At 68.9% G+C, this 13932-nt stretch carries 10 protein-coding genes; 3 read left to right on the forward strand and 7 right to left on the reverse strand.

Translation table 11 applies throughout. The annotated features are described in order from the left end of the window. The 4 genes from ACFFQA_RS26870 to ACFFQA_RS26885 all read right to left on the reverse strand — a co-directional run. Positions 1 to 463 (reverse strand): DUF222 domain-containing protein (locus tag ACFFQA_RS26870; protein WP_377857982.1); only part of this gene is annotated, 463 nt, incomplete at its 3' end. A gap of 207 nt (positions 464 to 670) precedes the next feature. Next, the gene (locus ACFFQA_RS26875; protein ID WP_377857984.1) at positions 671 to 1489 is read right to left on the reverse strand and encodes an NAD(P)H-binding protein; all 819 of its coding nucleotides are present in this window, start codon (positions 1487 to 1489) and stop codon (positions 671 to 673) included. A 49-nt stretch (positions 1490 to 1538) separates the two neighbouring features. Continuing rightward, positions 1539 to 2291, reverse strand: coding sequence for a class I SAM-dependent methyltransferase (locus ACFFQA_RS26880; protein WP_377857987.1), 753 nt, complete (start codon positions 2289 to 2291; stop codon positions 1539 to 1541). A 42-nt stretch (positions 2292 to 2333) separates the two neighbouring features. Next, positions 2334 to 3533, reverse strand: coding sequence for a cytochrome P450 family protein (locus ACFFQA_RS26885; protein WP_377857990.1), 1200 nt, complete (start codon positions 3531 to 3533; stop codon positions 2334 to 2336). A gap of 128 nt (positions 3534 to 3661) precedes the next feature. On the opposite strand from ACFFQA_RS26885, the gene ACFFQA_RS26890 reads away from it, so the two are divergent. Then, a complete protein-coding gene (locus ACFFQA_RS26890) occupies positions 3662 to 5026 on the forward strand; it encodes a KamA family radical SAM protein (protein ID WP_377857993.1) in 1365 nt (454 codons plus the stop codon). A 56-nt stretch (positions 5027 to 5082) separates the two neighbouring features. Here the strand turns inward: ACFFQA_RS26890 and ACFFQA_RS26895 are convergent, their stop codons facing one another. Beyond that, on the reverse strand, positions 5083 to 6396 hold the full coding sequence (locus ACFFQA_RS26895; protein WP_377857996.1) for an FAD-binding oxidoreductase: 1314 nt from the start codon (positions 6394 to 6396) through the stop codon (positions 5083 to 5085). 271 nt (positions 6397 to 6667) lie between these two features. On the opposite strand from ACFFQA_RS26895, the gene ACFFQA_RS26900 reads away from it, so the two are divergent. Both ACFFQA_RS26900 and ACFFQA_RS26905 read left to right on the forward strand, forming a co-directional pair. Then, positions 6668 to 7033, forward strand: a complete 366-nt coding sequence (locus ACFFQA_RS26900) for a hypothetical protein (RefSeq protein ID WP_377857998.1) — start codon at positions 6668 to 6670, stop codon at positions 7031 to 7033. A gap of 126 nt (positions 7034 to 7159) precedes the next feature. Continuing rightward, entirely contained in the window at positions 7160 to 8047 is an 888-nt protein-coding gene (locus ACFFQA_RS26905) for a LysR family transcriptional regulator (protein ID WP_377858001.1), read from the forward strand. 15 nt (positions 8048 to 8062) lie between these two features. On the opposite strand, the gene ACFFQA_RS26910 is transcribed toward ACFFQA_RS26905, so the two are convergent. Together ACFFQA_RS26910 and ACFFQA_RS26915 are read right to left on the reverse strand one after the other, a co-directional pair. Then, positions 8063 to 12043 carry a galactose-binding domain-containing protein gene (locus ACFFQA_RS26910; RefSeq protein ID WP_377858003.1) on the reverse strand — a complete coding sequence of 1327 codons (3981 nt, stop codon included), beginning with the start codon at positions 12041 to 12043 and terminating at the stop codon, positions 8063 to 8065. A 233-nt stretch (positions 12044 to 12276) separates the two neighbouring features. Further along, the gene (locus ACFFQA_RS26915; protein ID WP_377858006.1) at positions 12277 to 13656 is read right to left on the reverse strand and encodes an FAD-dependent oxidoreductase; all 1380 of its coding nucleotides are present in this window, start codon (positions 13654 to 13656) and stop codon (positions 12277 to 12279) included. Positions 13657 to 13932: the final 276 nt, after the last annotated feature.

Here is a 13932-nt window from a genome sequence, read left to right on the forward strand (position 1 = left end):
GTTTTCCGGCCTTCTGGAGTTCTTTGTGGTTGAGGAACCGGGCCTGCTCGGCCAGGACCTTCTCCGCGTCGTCGGTGACCTCGACCGGGAGGGTGGCGGGGAGGGCGCGGAGGACGTCGGAGACCGCGAGGGCGTGGTCGAGGGTGATCGCACCCTCCCGCAGGGCTTGCTGGGTTTCGGGGAGGGCGGGGAGTTCGTGGACGAGGCGGCCGCGTCGGCGGGCTTCGTGCGGGGTCAGGTTGAGCGCGCCCCGCAGCAGGGCGGCGATGTCGCGGCAGCCGTGCTGGATATGCAGGCTGCGCTGCTCGGCCTGGGTCGCTAACTCGTGGGAGACGGCGGCGATCAACCGGGAGGCCTTTTCCAGGGCCTGCAACAGCGGCAGGATGTCGGCTTCGGGCATCTGGTGGGAGCGGCCGGTGGCGAGGTGGTCGGTGAGGTGGGTGATGTAGTCGTGTGTGTCCAAGGGGAATCACCTCCTTTCTTCACCTCGATTGAAACTCGACCACCTCGGCCTGTCAAAGCACGAGCGGGTGAAATCGTTGGTGTGTAAGGGATTAGGTGGTCACCAGGTGTTTTGTGGTGCTGTGATCGGATGGTTCCCCGGAGAGGCTGGGAACTGGTCGATGTCGGCGCTTGTGTGGTAGCGCGTTGCTGGCCGCAGTGGTGTGTGTCAGCGGAACGCGTCGGCGTTCTCGGCTGCCCATTGGGCGTAGGTGCGCGCCGGTTGGCCTGTGACGTCTTCGACCGTGGGGAGCACGGTGTAGGCCTCGGCTGGTGGGTTCGCGTGCCAGCCGATCACGAAGTCGATCTCGGCGTCCGCGATTCCCTTGGCGCGCATGCGGTTTCGGGCCTGCTCCTCGGTCAGTTCGACGAAGCGGATGTCCTTGCCGACCGCCGCGCTGAGCAGCGCCACCTTCTGCGGGAAGTTCAGTGCCTCCGGGCCGGTCAGGTCGTAGGACCTGCCGTTGTGGCCGTCCTCGGTCAGTGCCCGTGCGGTGACGGCGGCGATGTCGGCGGGATGTACGGCGGCGTTGAGGGCGTACGGGAACACCTCGCGCGCGACGCCTTCCGTGCGGACGGAGTCAGCCCACCCGAGTGCGTTGGACATGAACTCCACCGGCTGGATCAACGTCCATTCCAGGCCGCTGGCGCGGACCGCGTCCTCTACTGGTCCGGGGTATCCGGACCACAGCACCGTGACACGGCGGACCCCGGCTTCCGCGGCCAGCTTCACGATCTCCGGCCCTGTGGTCAGCGGCGCGTAGTTGTTGCCGCTGAAGGTGATCAGGTGCACGGCGGTGACGCCGTCGAACGCCCCGGCCAGGCTCGCCGGGTCGGCCAGGTCGCCCGCCACGACCTGGACCTGGGGCGGCAGGTCCGCCTTCTCTGGCGCGCGGGTCAGCGCGCGGACCTCGTGCCCGGCGCTGACCAGCTGGTGGACCAGGTGCCGCCCAACGGTTCCCGTCGCTCCGGTCACCAGAACTGTCATGTTTCCTCCTTGGTCGAGGGCGACGGTATTTCCTCAACCGGAGTTGAGGTCAACCCTCGCGGCGGGCCTCGATGAGGAAGCGCTGGGTGTGGGCGACGAAGGAGCCGTGCTCGGTGATGTGCCGGTGCATCGCCGCGAGCCGGTCGCGGTAGCCCTCCACGGTGAAGCCCGGAACCGTCCACAGCACCTTGCGCAGGAAGTGCACGACGGCACCGACGTCGAAGAACTCCGCGCGCAGCGACTCGTGCCGCAGCTGGGTGACGGTCAGTCCCTCGGCGGCGGCGGACGCCTTGGCGCGCTCGGTGCTCCTGGCCTGGCTGACCGGCTGCGGGCCCATCATGAAGTCGGTCAGCTCGCGCATGGTTCCCGCGCCCACCTGTTGCGACAGGTATGTGCCGCCGGGGCGCAGGACGCGCGCGATCTCGGGCCAGATCGTGACCGTGGGGTGCCTGCTGACGACCAGCTCGAATGACTCGTCGTCGAAGGGCAGCGGTCCCTCGTCCGGTGCTTCGAAGACCTTGCCGCCCAACGGTTCCAGGTTCCGGCGGGCCACCGCGACGTTCGGCGGCCACGACTCGGTCGCGGCCAGCAGCCTCGGTGGGTGCGGGATGGTGGCCAGCACCTCGCCGCCGCCGGTCTGCACGTCCAGTGCTGAGTCCACAGTGGCCGTTCGCGCGCCGATCAACCGTGCGTAGCCCCAGGTTGGACGCTCCTCGGTCGCCCTGCCCTCGAACCACGAGAAGTCCCAGCCGTCAAGGGGAACGGAGTCGCCCTCCGCCACCAGGTCGTCGAAGCTCGCCATGCTCGGCAGGTTTCCCGAACGCCGCGGTCACCGCAACCGGATTCACAGCGTCACCGGCAGCGTGCCGAGTCGCCACGAGCCCGGGTCCAGGGGGCGCTGGAGGTCCTCCGGTGCGACGGCGAGCTTCATGCCGGGGAAACGGCGGAACAGCGCATCGAACGCGACCTCGCCCTCCTGCCGGGCGAGCGCGGCGCCGAGGCAGAAGTGCATGCCGTGGGAGAAGGCGACGTGCGGCGCGCGGTCGCGGGTGATGTCCAGGCGTTCAGGATCGGCGAAGGCGCGCGGGTCGAAGTTCGCTCCGAAGAGGACGGCGATCACCGCTTCTCCCTTGCGCACCAACGTTCCCGAGATCTCCACGTCCTCGGTGGCGTAGCGCATCCTGGTCATCTTCGCCGGGCCGCACCAGCGGAGCAGCTCGTCAACGGCGCGCGGCAGCAGACCGGGATCGGCGTGCAGCGCCGCCAGCTGGTCGGGGTGGCTCAGCAGCGCCGCGGTTCCGTTGCCGATGAGGTTGCTCGTCGTCTCGTGCCCGGCGACCACGATCGTCACGATCAGCGTGGTCATCTCCACGTCGCTGAGCCGGTCGCCGTCCTCCTCCTGGGCGCGCACCAGCGCGGAGACGAGGTCGTCCTCGGGCTTCTCGCGCCGCGCGGAGATCAGCTCCTGCACGTAGGCGACCATCTCGCGCAGTGTGTCGCCCAGGTCCCCCGCGCCGGTCAGGGCCCCGCTCCACGCTCGCCACAGGTGGCGGTCCTGCTCCGGCACACCGACGAGCTCGCAGATCACGATGATCGGCAGTGGGGCCGCGAAGTGTTCGAGGAGGTCCACCACGCCGTGCTCGGCGGCCGAGGGCAGCCGGTCGAGCAGGCGTTCGGCGATCTCCTCGACTCGCGGCCGCAGCTCGGCGACGCGGCGTGCGGTGAAGGCCCGCGAGACGAGCTTGCGCAGCCGCAGGTGGTCGGTTCCGTCGAGTTCGAGCATGCCGGTGGCCAGGTACGTCACCAGCTCCGGGGGAATGCCGCGCGCCGCCAGCGCCTGGGCGCCCAGGTCCGGCGCGTCGCCGCCCGGCACGTTCGCGACGTCGTTGACGAAGCGCCGGTCACCGAGCACCAGCTTGACGTCGGAGTACCGGGTCACCAGCCACGCCGGGGGAACCGCGACGCGGACCACCGCAGCGCGTTCGCGGAGCGCGGAGAACCCGGAGGCCGGGTCCCTGAGCAGGGCTTCGTCGAAGAGGTCCACGCGAGTCCTTTCAGATGATGACAACATCTGGATGGTGACAGTATCCGAGATGGGCCGACTGTCAACACCTGGGGCTCAGCGCGCCGGATGAACCGGAAATGAACGTTCATTGCCTATACAGAGCGGATATGTCACCACCGGTAAGGCAGCCGTACGAGTACGCGCGTCAGGAACTGAGCGAACCCCCCTGGCGCCGCTTGCCCGGGTGGAAGCACGTCACTGAGGCTCAGTGGCGTGACGCCCAGTGGCAGCGGGTGTCGTGTGTGAAGAACATCCGGCAGCTGCGCGCGGTCATGGGTGACCTGCTCACCGACCGCTTCTACGAGGACCTCGCCGAGGATCAGGCCGAGCTGGCCACGATGTCGATGCTGGTCCCGCCGCAGATGATCAACACGATGGTGCCCGAGGGCGCGACGTCGCGGGAGGAGTTCACCGAGGCGTTCTACGCGGACCCGATCCGCAAGTACCTGATCCCCGTCGCTTCCGACCGCGACATCCTGTCGCCCTCGCATCCGCATTCCGTACGTGACTCGCTGCACGAGGCGGAGATGTGGGTGGTGGAGGGGCTGACCCACCGCTACCCGACGAAAGTGCTCGCGGAGCTGTTGTCGACGTGTCCGCAGTACTGCGGGCACTGCACCCGCATGGACCTGGTCGGCAACTCCACCCCGCAGGTGGACAAGCAGAAGTTGTCGCTGAAGCCGGTGGACCGGCAGGACCGGATGATCGACTACCTCAAGCGCACTCCGGGGGTGCGGGACGTGGTGGTCTCCGGCGGCGACGTGGCGAACGTGCCGTGGAAGCAGCTGGAGACGTTCCTGATGCGGCTGCTGGACATCGAGACCGTCCGCGACATCCGCCTGGCCACCAAGGCGCTCGCTGGTCTGCCGCAGCACTGGATCCAGCCACGCGTAGTGGAGGGCATGGAGCGGGTGGCGCGAACCGCCCGCCGGCGTGGCGTGAACCTGGCGATCCACACGCATGTCAACCACGTCCAGTCGGTGACGCCGCTGGTGGCCGAAGCCGCCCGCGCGATGCTGGAGGTCGGGGTTCGGGACGTCCGCAACCAGGGCGTGTTGATGCGAGGGGTCAACGCGGACCCCAAGGCTTTGCTGGACTTGTGTTTCGCCTTGCAGGGAGAGGCGAGCATCCTGCCGTACTACTTCTACATGTGCGACATGATCCCCAACGCCGAGCACTGGCGCGTCGCGGTCTGGGAGGCCCAGGAGCTCCAGCACGCGATCATGGGATATCTGCCTGGCTACGCCACCCCGCGCATCGTCTGCGACGTCCCGTATGTGGGCAAGCGGTGGGTGCACCAGGTGGTGGAGTACGACCGCGAGCTAGGGATCTCGTACTGGACGAAGAACTACCGCACGGGTATCGAGCTGGCTGACGACGAGGCGTTGGAGCGGCGCTACCCGTACTACGACCCGATCGCCACGTTGCCGGACACCGGCCAGAAGTGGTGGCAGGACAACATTGACAAGTGAGGTAGTCCGATGAGCGGGGTCGCGGACCGCTGTCGTGGTCCGTGACCCCGCGTTAGTCAGTTCGCTCTCGGCTGGATGTTCTGGTTGACCCGGAAGAGGTTTTCCCTGTCGTAGAGGGCTTTCAGGTGTTCCAGGCGCTTGAGGTCCTGTGGCTCGTAGGACTCGCTGACGGAGTTTCCCTTGCCGTAGACGAAGTTCGGCGAGCGTCCGAGCGTCCACGCCCGCACGGCGTCGAAAGCTTTGGTGTGCAGCGAGTGGACAGTCGAGGCGTCGGCGTTGTCCAGCGGTGAGAGCACGCGCAGGATGTACTGCGCCGCACGGTGTCCGACCGCGTTGGGTGCTTCCGGCTCGCGGGACAGCGCGCCACCGAGGTGGCGAATGTCCACGATGGACATGACCGGTGACTGTGGGCCGGTGAGGTCGAGCACCTCGCGCAGCGCCGACTCGTCCAGCTCGGTCAGCATCGCGTTGTCGCCGACATAACCGTGAGGACGGGTCGGGTCGTTGTAGATCGACCCGGCCTCGGTGAACGGCATCTCGCCGAGCCGGTCGATCAGCCGGGGCCCGAGCGCGCGCAGCGGCGCGACAAGCCGGTCCCCGTCGTCGCCGGTGTAGGCGATCCGGATGTGCGCGACGTACCGCCCGCGCAAGGGCTCCGGGACCATCGGCAGGTCCGGCATGACGATCAGGCCGATCGACGAGGTGACTTCCTCGGGAACCGTCGTGCTCCACGCGAGATAGCCGCTCACGACGTCCGGAACCCGCTCGACGTCGAAGTGCAGCCCGCCGCCGTAGAAGGTGGCAACCGGGACGAGGTCGATCTCGATCCCCGTCACCACGCCGAAGTTGTCCCGCCCGCCGCGCAACGCCCAGAACAGGTCCGGGTCGCTGTCCTCGGTGACGTGCCGCAACCGCGCGTCGGACGTGACGACCTCGATGGCGCGCACGTGGTCGGCCGCGTAGCCGTACTGCCTCGCCAGTAGCCCGATCCCGCCACCCAGGGTGTAGCCGACCGCGCCGACCTCGGGGGCGCTGCCGCTGAGCGGGGCGAGCCCGTGCGGCGCCGCCGCGGTGATCACGTGGTGCCACTGGGCGCCCGCCTCGACCCAGGCGGTCCGGTGCTCGGCGTCCACCCGCACGCCGGTCATGCCCCGGGTGTTGATCAGCACGAAGTCGTCGGCGGCCCCGGCCCGCCCGTGCCCGGTGGCCTGGACGGCGACCGGCAGGCCCCGGGCGCGGGCGAGCCCGACCGCCGCGCGGACGTCCTCGGCGCCGGTCGCGGCGACGATCACCGCCGGGCGGTGGTCGAAGGCGGTCTGGAAGCCGGAGCGTTCCGCGTCGTAGCGGGCGTGGTCGGGGGTGATGGTCATGTCCTCAGCCTGGGGCTCACCCGTGCAGAAGTCCAAGATCTAGTGTGTCTGCTAGCTAGAAGCAGAGGTTATAAGTCAGGGTTGAATCATCTTGTCGGGTTCCGATTGGGTGGATCTATGGCGATCCGTCGTTGCTGTTGACCAGTGGTGTTATCCGTTCGTGAATGATCCTTCATTATTTCTTGAGTTTGTTTTGAGTTGTGTTTCGAGCGGGGATCTCGTCATTGTCTGTCCACAGTCCTCCTGCTTGCGAATTCGATTGGAGATGAACATGGGTTCCGCACGTCTGCACTGTGTGCTCGCGGGGGCGGTCGCCGTCGCCGCGTCGGCCGCGCTCGCCCTCCCGCTCTCGGCCACCGCCGAGACCAGCCACTTCGCGAAGGCTGCCGACCTCGCGTGCGGCTTCACCGACGCCGTCACCGCCTCCAACGCGGGGTGGAACGACGGTCCGTACTGGAGGAACTGCAAGGACAAGCACGTGGAGATCACCCTCCACAACGCAGTCACCTCGCCGCGCAACGTGTGCATTCCTCCGCACCGGCCAGGTGAGGCCGCGAGCCTCAAGGGCCTTCTGGGGTTCTACGAGATCGTCAGGGCCGATGAGCGCGGCCTGTGCAACACCGGCGGAGTGGGCTGAGGTCCTGTCGGGACTTCGAGGAATGAACAGCGACGGTTTCTCGGGCCCCGGAGCCGTCGCCGCTGTCACCGGTGACCAGGACGGGCGTCCCCAGCGGTGGGGCGCCTGTCCCGATAATCAACGGCCATGGAACTGCGTCAGCTGGAGTACTTCGTCGCGGTCGCCGAGGAGGCGAACTTCACCAGGGCCGCCGCCCGCGAGCACGTGGCGCAGCCCGGGGTCAGCGCCCAGATCCGGCGGCTGGAGCGGGAGCTGGGAGAGCGGCTGCTGGACCGCTCCGGGCGGACTGTGCGGCTGACGGAGGCCGGTGCGGCGGTGCTGCCCTTCGCCAGGGCGGCGCTCGCGGCGGTCGCTGGGGCGAAGCTCGCGGTGGAGGAGCTGACCGGGCTGCTGCGCGGGCGGGTCGACGTCGGCGTGGTGACCGCCTGCGGCGCGGTCGACCTCCCGGCGGCGATGGCCGACTTCCACCAGCTGCACCCCGGAGTGGAGGTCACGCTCACCGAGGGCAACTCCCGGCATCTCGTCGAGCAGATCAGGTCGGGCGGTCTCGACCTCGCGCTGGTCGGACTCGTCGGACGGCCGCCTGCCGGGATCAGCACGCACGTGGTGGTGGACGAACCGCTGATCGCCGCGGTGAGCCCGGACCACCCGCTCGCCGACCGGGAGACGATCACCCTCGGCGAGCTCCGCGACTGGCCGCTGATCTGCCTGCCGCGCGGGACGGGCGTGCGGACGTGCCTGGACGACGGGTGCGCCGCGGCGGGCTTCACCCCGAGGGTCGCCTTCGAGGCCAGTGGGCCGATGATGCTGGAGCGCCTGGCGATGCGGGGAATGGGCGTGGCGATCCTGCCCGGTGCGGCGGGACCGGAGCTGTGCGCGATCCCCGTCGTGGAGCCGGAGCTGCGGAGCCGGCTGGACTTCGCGTGGAGAACGGACGGCCCGGCAGCTCCGGCGGCGCGTGCGTTCGTCGACCACGTGCGGAAGGCGTTCGGTCACGGACAGCCGAGCCCGTGACCGAACGCCTCCCGGCTACGGGTTGCGGGTGATGGTGAACGTGGACGTCGTGTTCTTGATGTCCTGGAAGTTGTTGCTCAGCCTCAGGTTCGTGAACGTGGCCGAGCCGACCGCCGGGCCCTGACCGGGTTCGGGCATCTCGTTGACCCAGATGCCGAAGCCGGACTTGGCGTCGAACGCGTCACCGCTCCTGCGCGCCCCCGAGATGGAGACGTTGGTGAACACCGTGTCGGTGACCGGGTTCTCCGGTTGGCTGCCGTTGTACTTGGTCTGGAACATGATGCCGCTGTAGGTCGGGTCCACGATGTCCACGTCGGTGACCCTGATGTTGCGGAAGACCTTCGACGCCGAGAACACCCAGATCGCCGGGAAGGTCTGCGCGCCCCAGAAGTGTCCTCCGGTGCGCACCAGCGAGATGTTCTCGAACTTCGTCGGGCCGGGGCCGAAGCCGTTCATCGGGTAGCCGAAGTCCAGCGAGCTGATCGTGATTCCCGAGTACACCAACGTGTCCGCGACGTAGATGTTGCGGAAGGTGTTGTCGTAGCCGCCGTAGACCGCGATGCCTGCGGCCCGCCAGGTCAGCGTGGAGGACAGGTTCTCGTAGACGTTGTTCTTCATGTCCGCGCCGCCCGCGTCGATCGCGGAGAACAACGCGAAGCTGTCGTCGCCGGTCGCCCTGGCGTCGTTGTTGGTCACCAGGTTGTCCGTGCTGCCGTTGGTCATGTTGATGCCGTCGGCGAACATGTTGCGGATGCGGGAGTTCTTGATGGTGATCTTGTCGGTGTTGGCGCCCCAGTAGAGGCACACCATGTGCTCGTTCCAGATGTTGTCGATCACGATGTCGGTGACGTTGGCGAAGTCGAAGACCTTGCCGGGGCCGTCGATGCGCGAGGTGTAGTTGCCGAAGTAGGCGAAGTCCTTGAAGACCGAGCCCTTCGCCGTGCCGTCCGCGCGGAAGCCGACATCGGTGTTGTCCTGTGTGGACGGTGCGTGGAACCTGGTGTACCAGGGACCCGCGCCGACCACCTGGGTGGCCTTGCCGTAGACCTGGAACTTGCTCGCCGTCTGGTAGTCGCCGGCGGGCAGGTACACGCCGAGCAGGTTTCCCGTGGTGTCCATGCGGAACATGTCCAGCGCGTCCTGCACGGCCTGGTGGCCGAAGCCCGTTGGCACCACGTACCGCGCAGGGTCCGGGTTCGCGATCGGGCTGACCTGCTCGGTGTTGATGAAGTCGATCGCGTAGTCGGTGGTGTTCGCGGCGTCCTTCTGCAACCGGATCCTGCTGCCCGCCTTGACGGTTCCGTTGAGCATCACGTTGGCCTCGTCGTAGATGTGCCGAGGACCACCGGAGCCGGGGGAGTTGCCAGGGCTCGCCTCGGCCCCGTAGAGCCACGCGTACTTCGAGGTCAGCTCGATCGCCTTGTGGAAGACGCCGTCGACGTAGATGTTCAGCGTGGAGCTGATGCCGCCACCGCCGGGGGAGTCCGGGATGGAGAAGCGGATCACCAGGGTGTTGGTGCTGGCCTTGGTGGTCCACTCGACGAAGCTGCCGGTGGACTTCAGCGTCACGGCCTTGCGGCCTGATGCCTCTCCCGCGATGTCACCGATCGTCCTGTTGGGACCGACGACCGTCGCACCGCCGCCGACCACGCCGTCCTCGGCCTCGTACATGTCGTAAGGCATGTTCGCGCCACGGCCGACGAAGAACGGCTGCGAGCTGGTGTTGTTGCCGCGCTTGACCGGCAGCTCGTTGGCGTCGTCGGCCAGCACCACCTTGACGGTGTACTTGCCGTTGCCCGCCGTCCAGGTGCCGAGGCCGACCGGAGCGGTTGTCGCCCCCGCCGCGATGGCGCCGTTGTAGGAGCCGGAGAGCGTGTGGACGACCGCTCCGGAGCTGGCGTCGGCGACGGTGAGCGTGATGCCGTGCGCGCCGCCGGCAGCGGCCACGGTGCCCTGGTTGCGGATGGCCACCGAGAAGCTGACCTGGTTGCCCGCGGCCGGGTTGTTCGGCGTCCAGCTGACCGAGCCGACCAGGTCGGAGCTGGCCACCGGTGTCACGACGAGCTTGGCGGGGTTGACGAAGCCGTTGTTGGTCTCGTTCTGCTCGATGACCCGGTTGTCCTCATCGACCTTGGCGCTGAGCTGGTACTCGGCCGCGTCGCGCTGACCGATGTCGGCGGTCACCGTCGCGGCTGCCCCGGCGGCGAGGCCGTTGACGGTCGCGGTTCCGGCCTTGGTGTCACCGAGGTAGAAGTTGACGCTGCTCGCGCCGGAGGTCGCCGTGCCCGCGTTGCGGACGGTCGCGGTCAGCTTCACCGCGTCGGTCTCCACCGGCGAGGTGGGCGCCCACGACAGCGCGGTGACGGTGAGGTCGGGGTTGGGCGCTGGCATGCCGATCACCTGGAGCTCGGCGACCTGACCGCCGGTCGACCCGGAGTTGGCGGTGATCCGCAGCTGCACGTCGGCGACCCGGCCGGTGAGCGGGATCGTGACCGTGTTGCCGGTGGCCGGGTCGAAGGTGTGCGTCGCCGCCGTGGACAGGGCGGTGAACGACGTCGCGGACTGCTCCCGGCCGAGGACCTGGATCGTCTGCGTGCGGCGGGACCACGCGGCGTCGGGGTTGAGCTTGAGCACCACGGAGCTGAGGTCGGCGTTGGCGCCCAGAGCCACCGTCAGCGTGTTCGGGTAGCTGTTGGCGTTGCCCTCCCAGTAGGTCGTGACGTCGTTGTCGTTGGCGTTGGCCGCGACGAAGGTGTGGATCACCGAGGAGGCCGTGATCGGCTTGCCCGCCGCGAGGTTCGCGCCGCCGCTCCCGTTCCGGGTCACCGTCGTGCTGTTGGCGGACTGGTTGCCCGCCGCGTCCCGCGCGCGGACGAAGTAGGTCACCGAGGCGTCGTCCGGCTGCGAGTCGGTGTAGCTGAGCGTGCTCCCGGAGACGCTGGTGCGCAGGGTGTTGTTGGCGTAGACGTCATAGCCGGTCACGCCCACGTTGTCGGTGGACGCCGTCCACGAGAGGCGGATCTGGCCGGGTGCGGGCTGGCTGTGCGTGAGGTTGCCCGGCGCGGTCGGTGCCTGCGTGTCGCCGGTCGCGGGGCCGTAGACCTCGAACTCGGCGAGCTGACCCGCTGGCCAGCCGGTGTTGGCGGTGATCTCCAGACGCACGTACCGCACGGTCGCCGCGGTGAAGGTGATCGTCACCGTGTTGCCGTTGGCGGGGGAGAAGGCGTATCCGGCCGAGGCAACGAGGTCGGTGAAGTCGGCGCCGTTGGTGCTGCCGCGCACCTTCAGCGTCTGGGTCCGCGCCTCCCACCCGCTCGGCAGCTTCAGCACGAGCCGGTTCGTGGCGACCGAAGCGCCGAGATCGGCCTGAACCCATTGCGGGAAGGCGTTGCTGGCGCTCTCCCAATAGGTCGCCGTGTCACCGTCGCCGAGGTTGCCCGCGGTGTAGGTCTGCACGGTGCTGCTCGCGGTGAAGGTCGTCGCGAGGTCGCTCGCCGAGCTCTCGGCGGCGCGGACCTCCAGCTCGCCGAGCTGCGCGACACTGCCCGCCTCGAACTCCACGCGCACGAAGCGGGTGCTGGTCGCGGGCACGTCGATGGCGACGGTGTTGCCCGCGGCGGGATCGAAGGTGTACGCGGTGGGCTTGACCGCCATGGCGAAGCCGACACCGTCGTGGCTGCTGTGGACGGACAGGGTCTGCGTCCGTTTGGCCCAGCGCTTCGGCAGCTTCAGCACGACCTCGCCGACCGTGCTGCCACCGCCGAGATCGACCTGCACCCACTGCGGGGTTCCCGTGCCCTGCCAGTAGGTCTCCTGGTCACCGTCACTGACGTTGGCCGCGCCGTGCGCCTGGCCGGAGCCGCTGGCGCTGACCCCGTTCGATGCCAGGCGCGGTGCCTGTGCCGCCGACGCGGTGACGCTCGGCCCGGCGAGGGCGACCAAGCCGGTGGCGACCAGTGCGGCCAGCAGCCGCGAACCGGTGCGCTTCGCACTCATTGTTCCTCCCACTCTGATCCATTGACAGGTGGCGGCTGGTGCGGCGGCTGAGCGGACATGACGAGCGGAGGCGGGTTCACAGCACCCGCGCGCAGAAAATCACGGGATGCTGTGAGAAATTGCCACTGCTATGTCAAGATTTTGCGCGGCGGGAGGCAAGAGTTACAGACGTGCTACGCCCGCGTCAACGGTCCAACCGGGGGTCTCCCGCCTCGGCCCACGCGCGACGGCAGTCAGCCCACGAGGGCGAGCAGCTCCCGGCGGCCGAGGACGGGCGGGACGATCGGGCTGGTGCCCGCGAAGGCCATGATCCGCTCGACGAAGCCGGGCCTGGCGAAGATCTCCTGCTCAGGGGCGAGGCACTGCACCTTCTCGGCCAGTGCGCGGAAGGCCTCGGCGTCCTGGGTGAGCGCTGCTTCGAAAGCCGAGCGCATCGGGTCGTGCGGCGGTGGCTCGCAGCCCTCGCGCAGCGCGTCCATCTGCGCGAGCCGGTGCCGGTCGTTGGCGATCTGGCTGTGGAAGAACGGCGCCACCACCCGCTCGGTCACCTCGTCGAACCGCTCGGTGAGCGAGTCCAGCCCTTCTCGCGCCACCGCGCGCAACTGCTGCGCGTGGATCAGGCCGCTGCTCAAGCCGCGCGCCGCCGACGGATTGGTGCACGCCCACGCGTCACCGACGGCGACCACGCCCTCCGCGATGGGCGTGCCGTCCACGACGAGGCGGCGCATGCGGTCGAGGATGCCGCCGGTGACCACGACGTCGGTGATGGGTTCGCCGTAGTCCAGCCAATGGGCCTGCAACGGGCACGCGCGCACCACCCGGCTGAACGCCTCGGTGTCCCGGAGTCCGCGCAGCGCGACGTCTTTCGCTCCAGAGGTGAGCGAGATCGACCACGTGCCGTTGTCACCGGGAATGGTCAGGATCGACGAGGTCCCGATGTCGGCGTAGGGCGGCCCGACGGTCTCGGGGACCTCCGGGCCGGTGAAGAAGCGCGAGTAGTAGACGAACCCGGAGTCCTCCGACTCGACGTGAGGTGCTTGGCCGCCAAGGTCTTCCAGCCACGTGCCGAGCTTCGTCAGCCGTCCGGTCGCGTCCACGACGAGGTCGGCGCGCAGGTCCTCGCCGTCGTGCAGGAGCACGCCGTGGACGCGCGGCACGAGGCCGGGCGAGCCGAGCAGCCCTCGCACGCGCGCTCCGCGCCGCACGGTGATGCCGGGATGGCGAGCAGCCGCGCGGGCGAGAACCGCTTCGACGACAGGGCGGCGGCCGGTGACGAAGCGGAAGCGGTCATCCTCCGGACACGGCGTCCAGTCGGTGATGCCCGGCGGAACCGACGCCAGGGCGCTGCCCCACACGCAGCCCGCTTCGAGCAGCTCCGCGACGGTGCCGGGAAGCTCCTCGTCGAGCACGTGGCGCACGCGGGCGAGGAGGTTGTGCGGCTGGCGGAACTGCGCGACACCCCGGCGCTCCCAACGGTTCCACGCCTGCGCGGGGTCATCGGGAACGGGGGAGGGGTCGGCTTCGAGCACGGTGACGTCGTGTCCGTCGTCGGCCAGCATCATCGCCGTCGCCGACCCGATCACACTCCCGCCGCACACGATGACCCGTGCCACTGCTGCCTCCCCCTGGTCCCGGTGATCTTGTCACGGGGGAGGCGGCGGGCGTCCCCGCGTCATGCCCATTCGGGCACTTCGTCCTGGTCGCGGCGACGGCGTTTCCGGTTGTCCGGAACCAGGCCGTGTCCTGCACGTGGCAGCACCACCGCATCACCCCCCCCCAGCCCCCACCACCCCCTGGCGCCCTCACCCGCGCGCCCCCTCACCCCTTGGCACCCTCAGTGACCACGCCAGCCAGGCCACGCGCGCCCTCACCCGCGCGCACCCTCACCC

Origin of the sequence: Allokutzneria oryzae, assembly GCF_042429765.1 — a bacterium.
Lineage (GTDB): Bacteria > Actinomycetota > Actinomycetes > Mycobacteriales > Pseudonocardiaceae > Allokutzneria > Allokutzneria oryzae.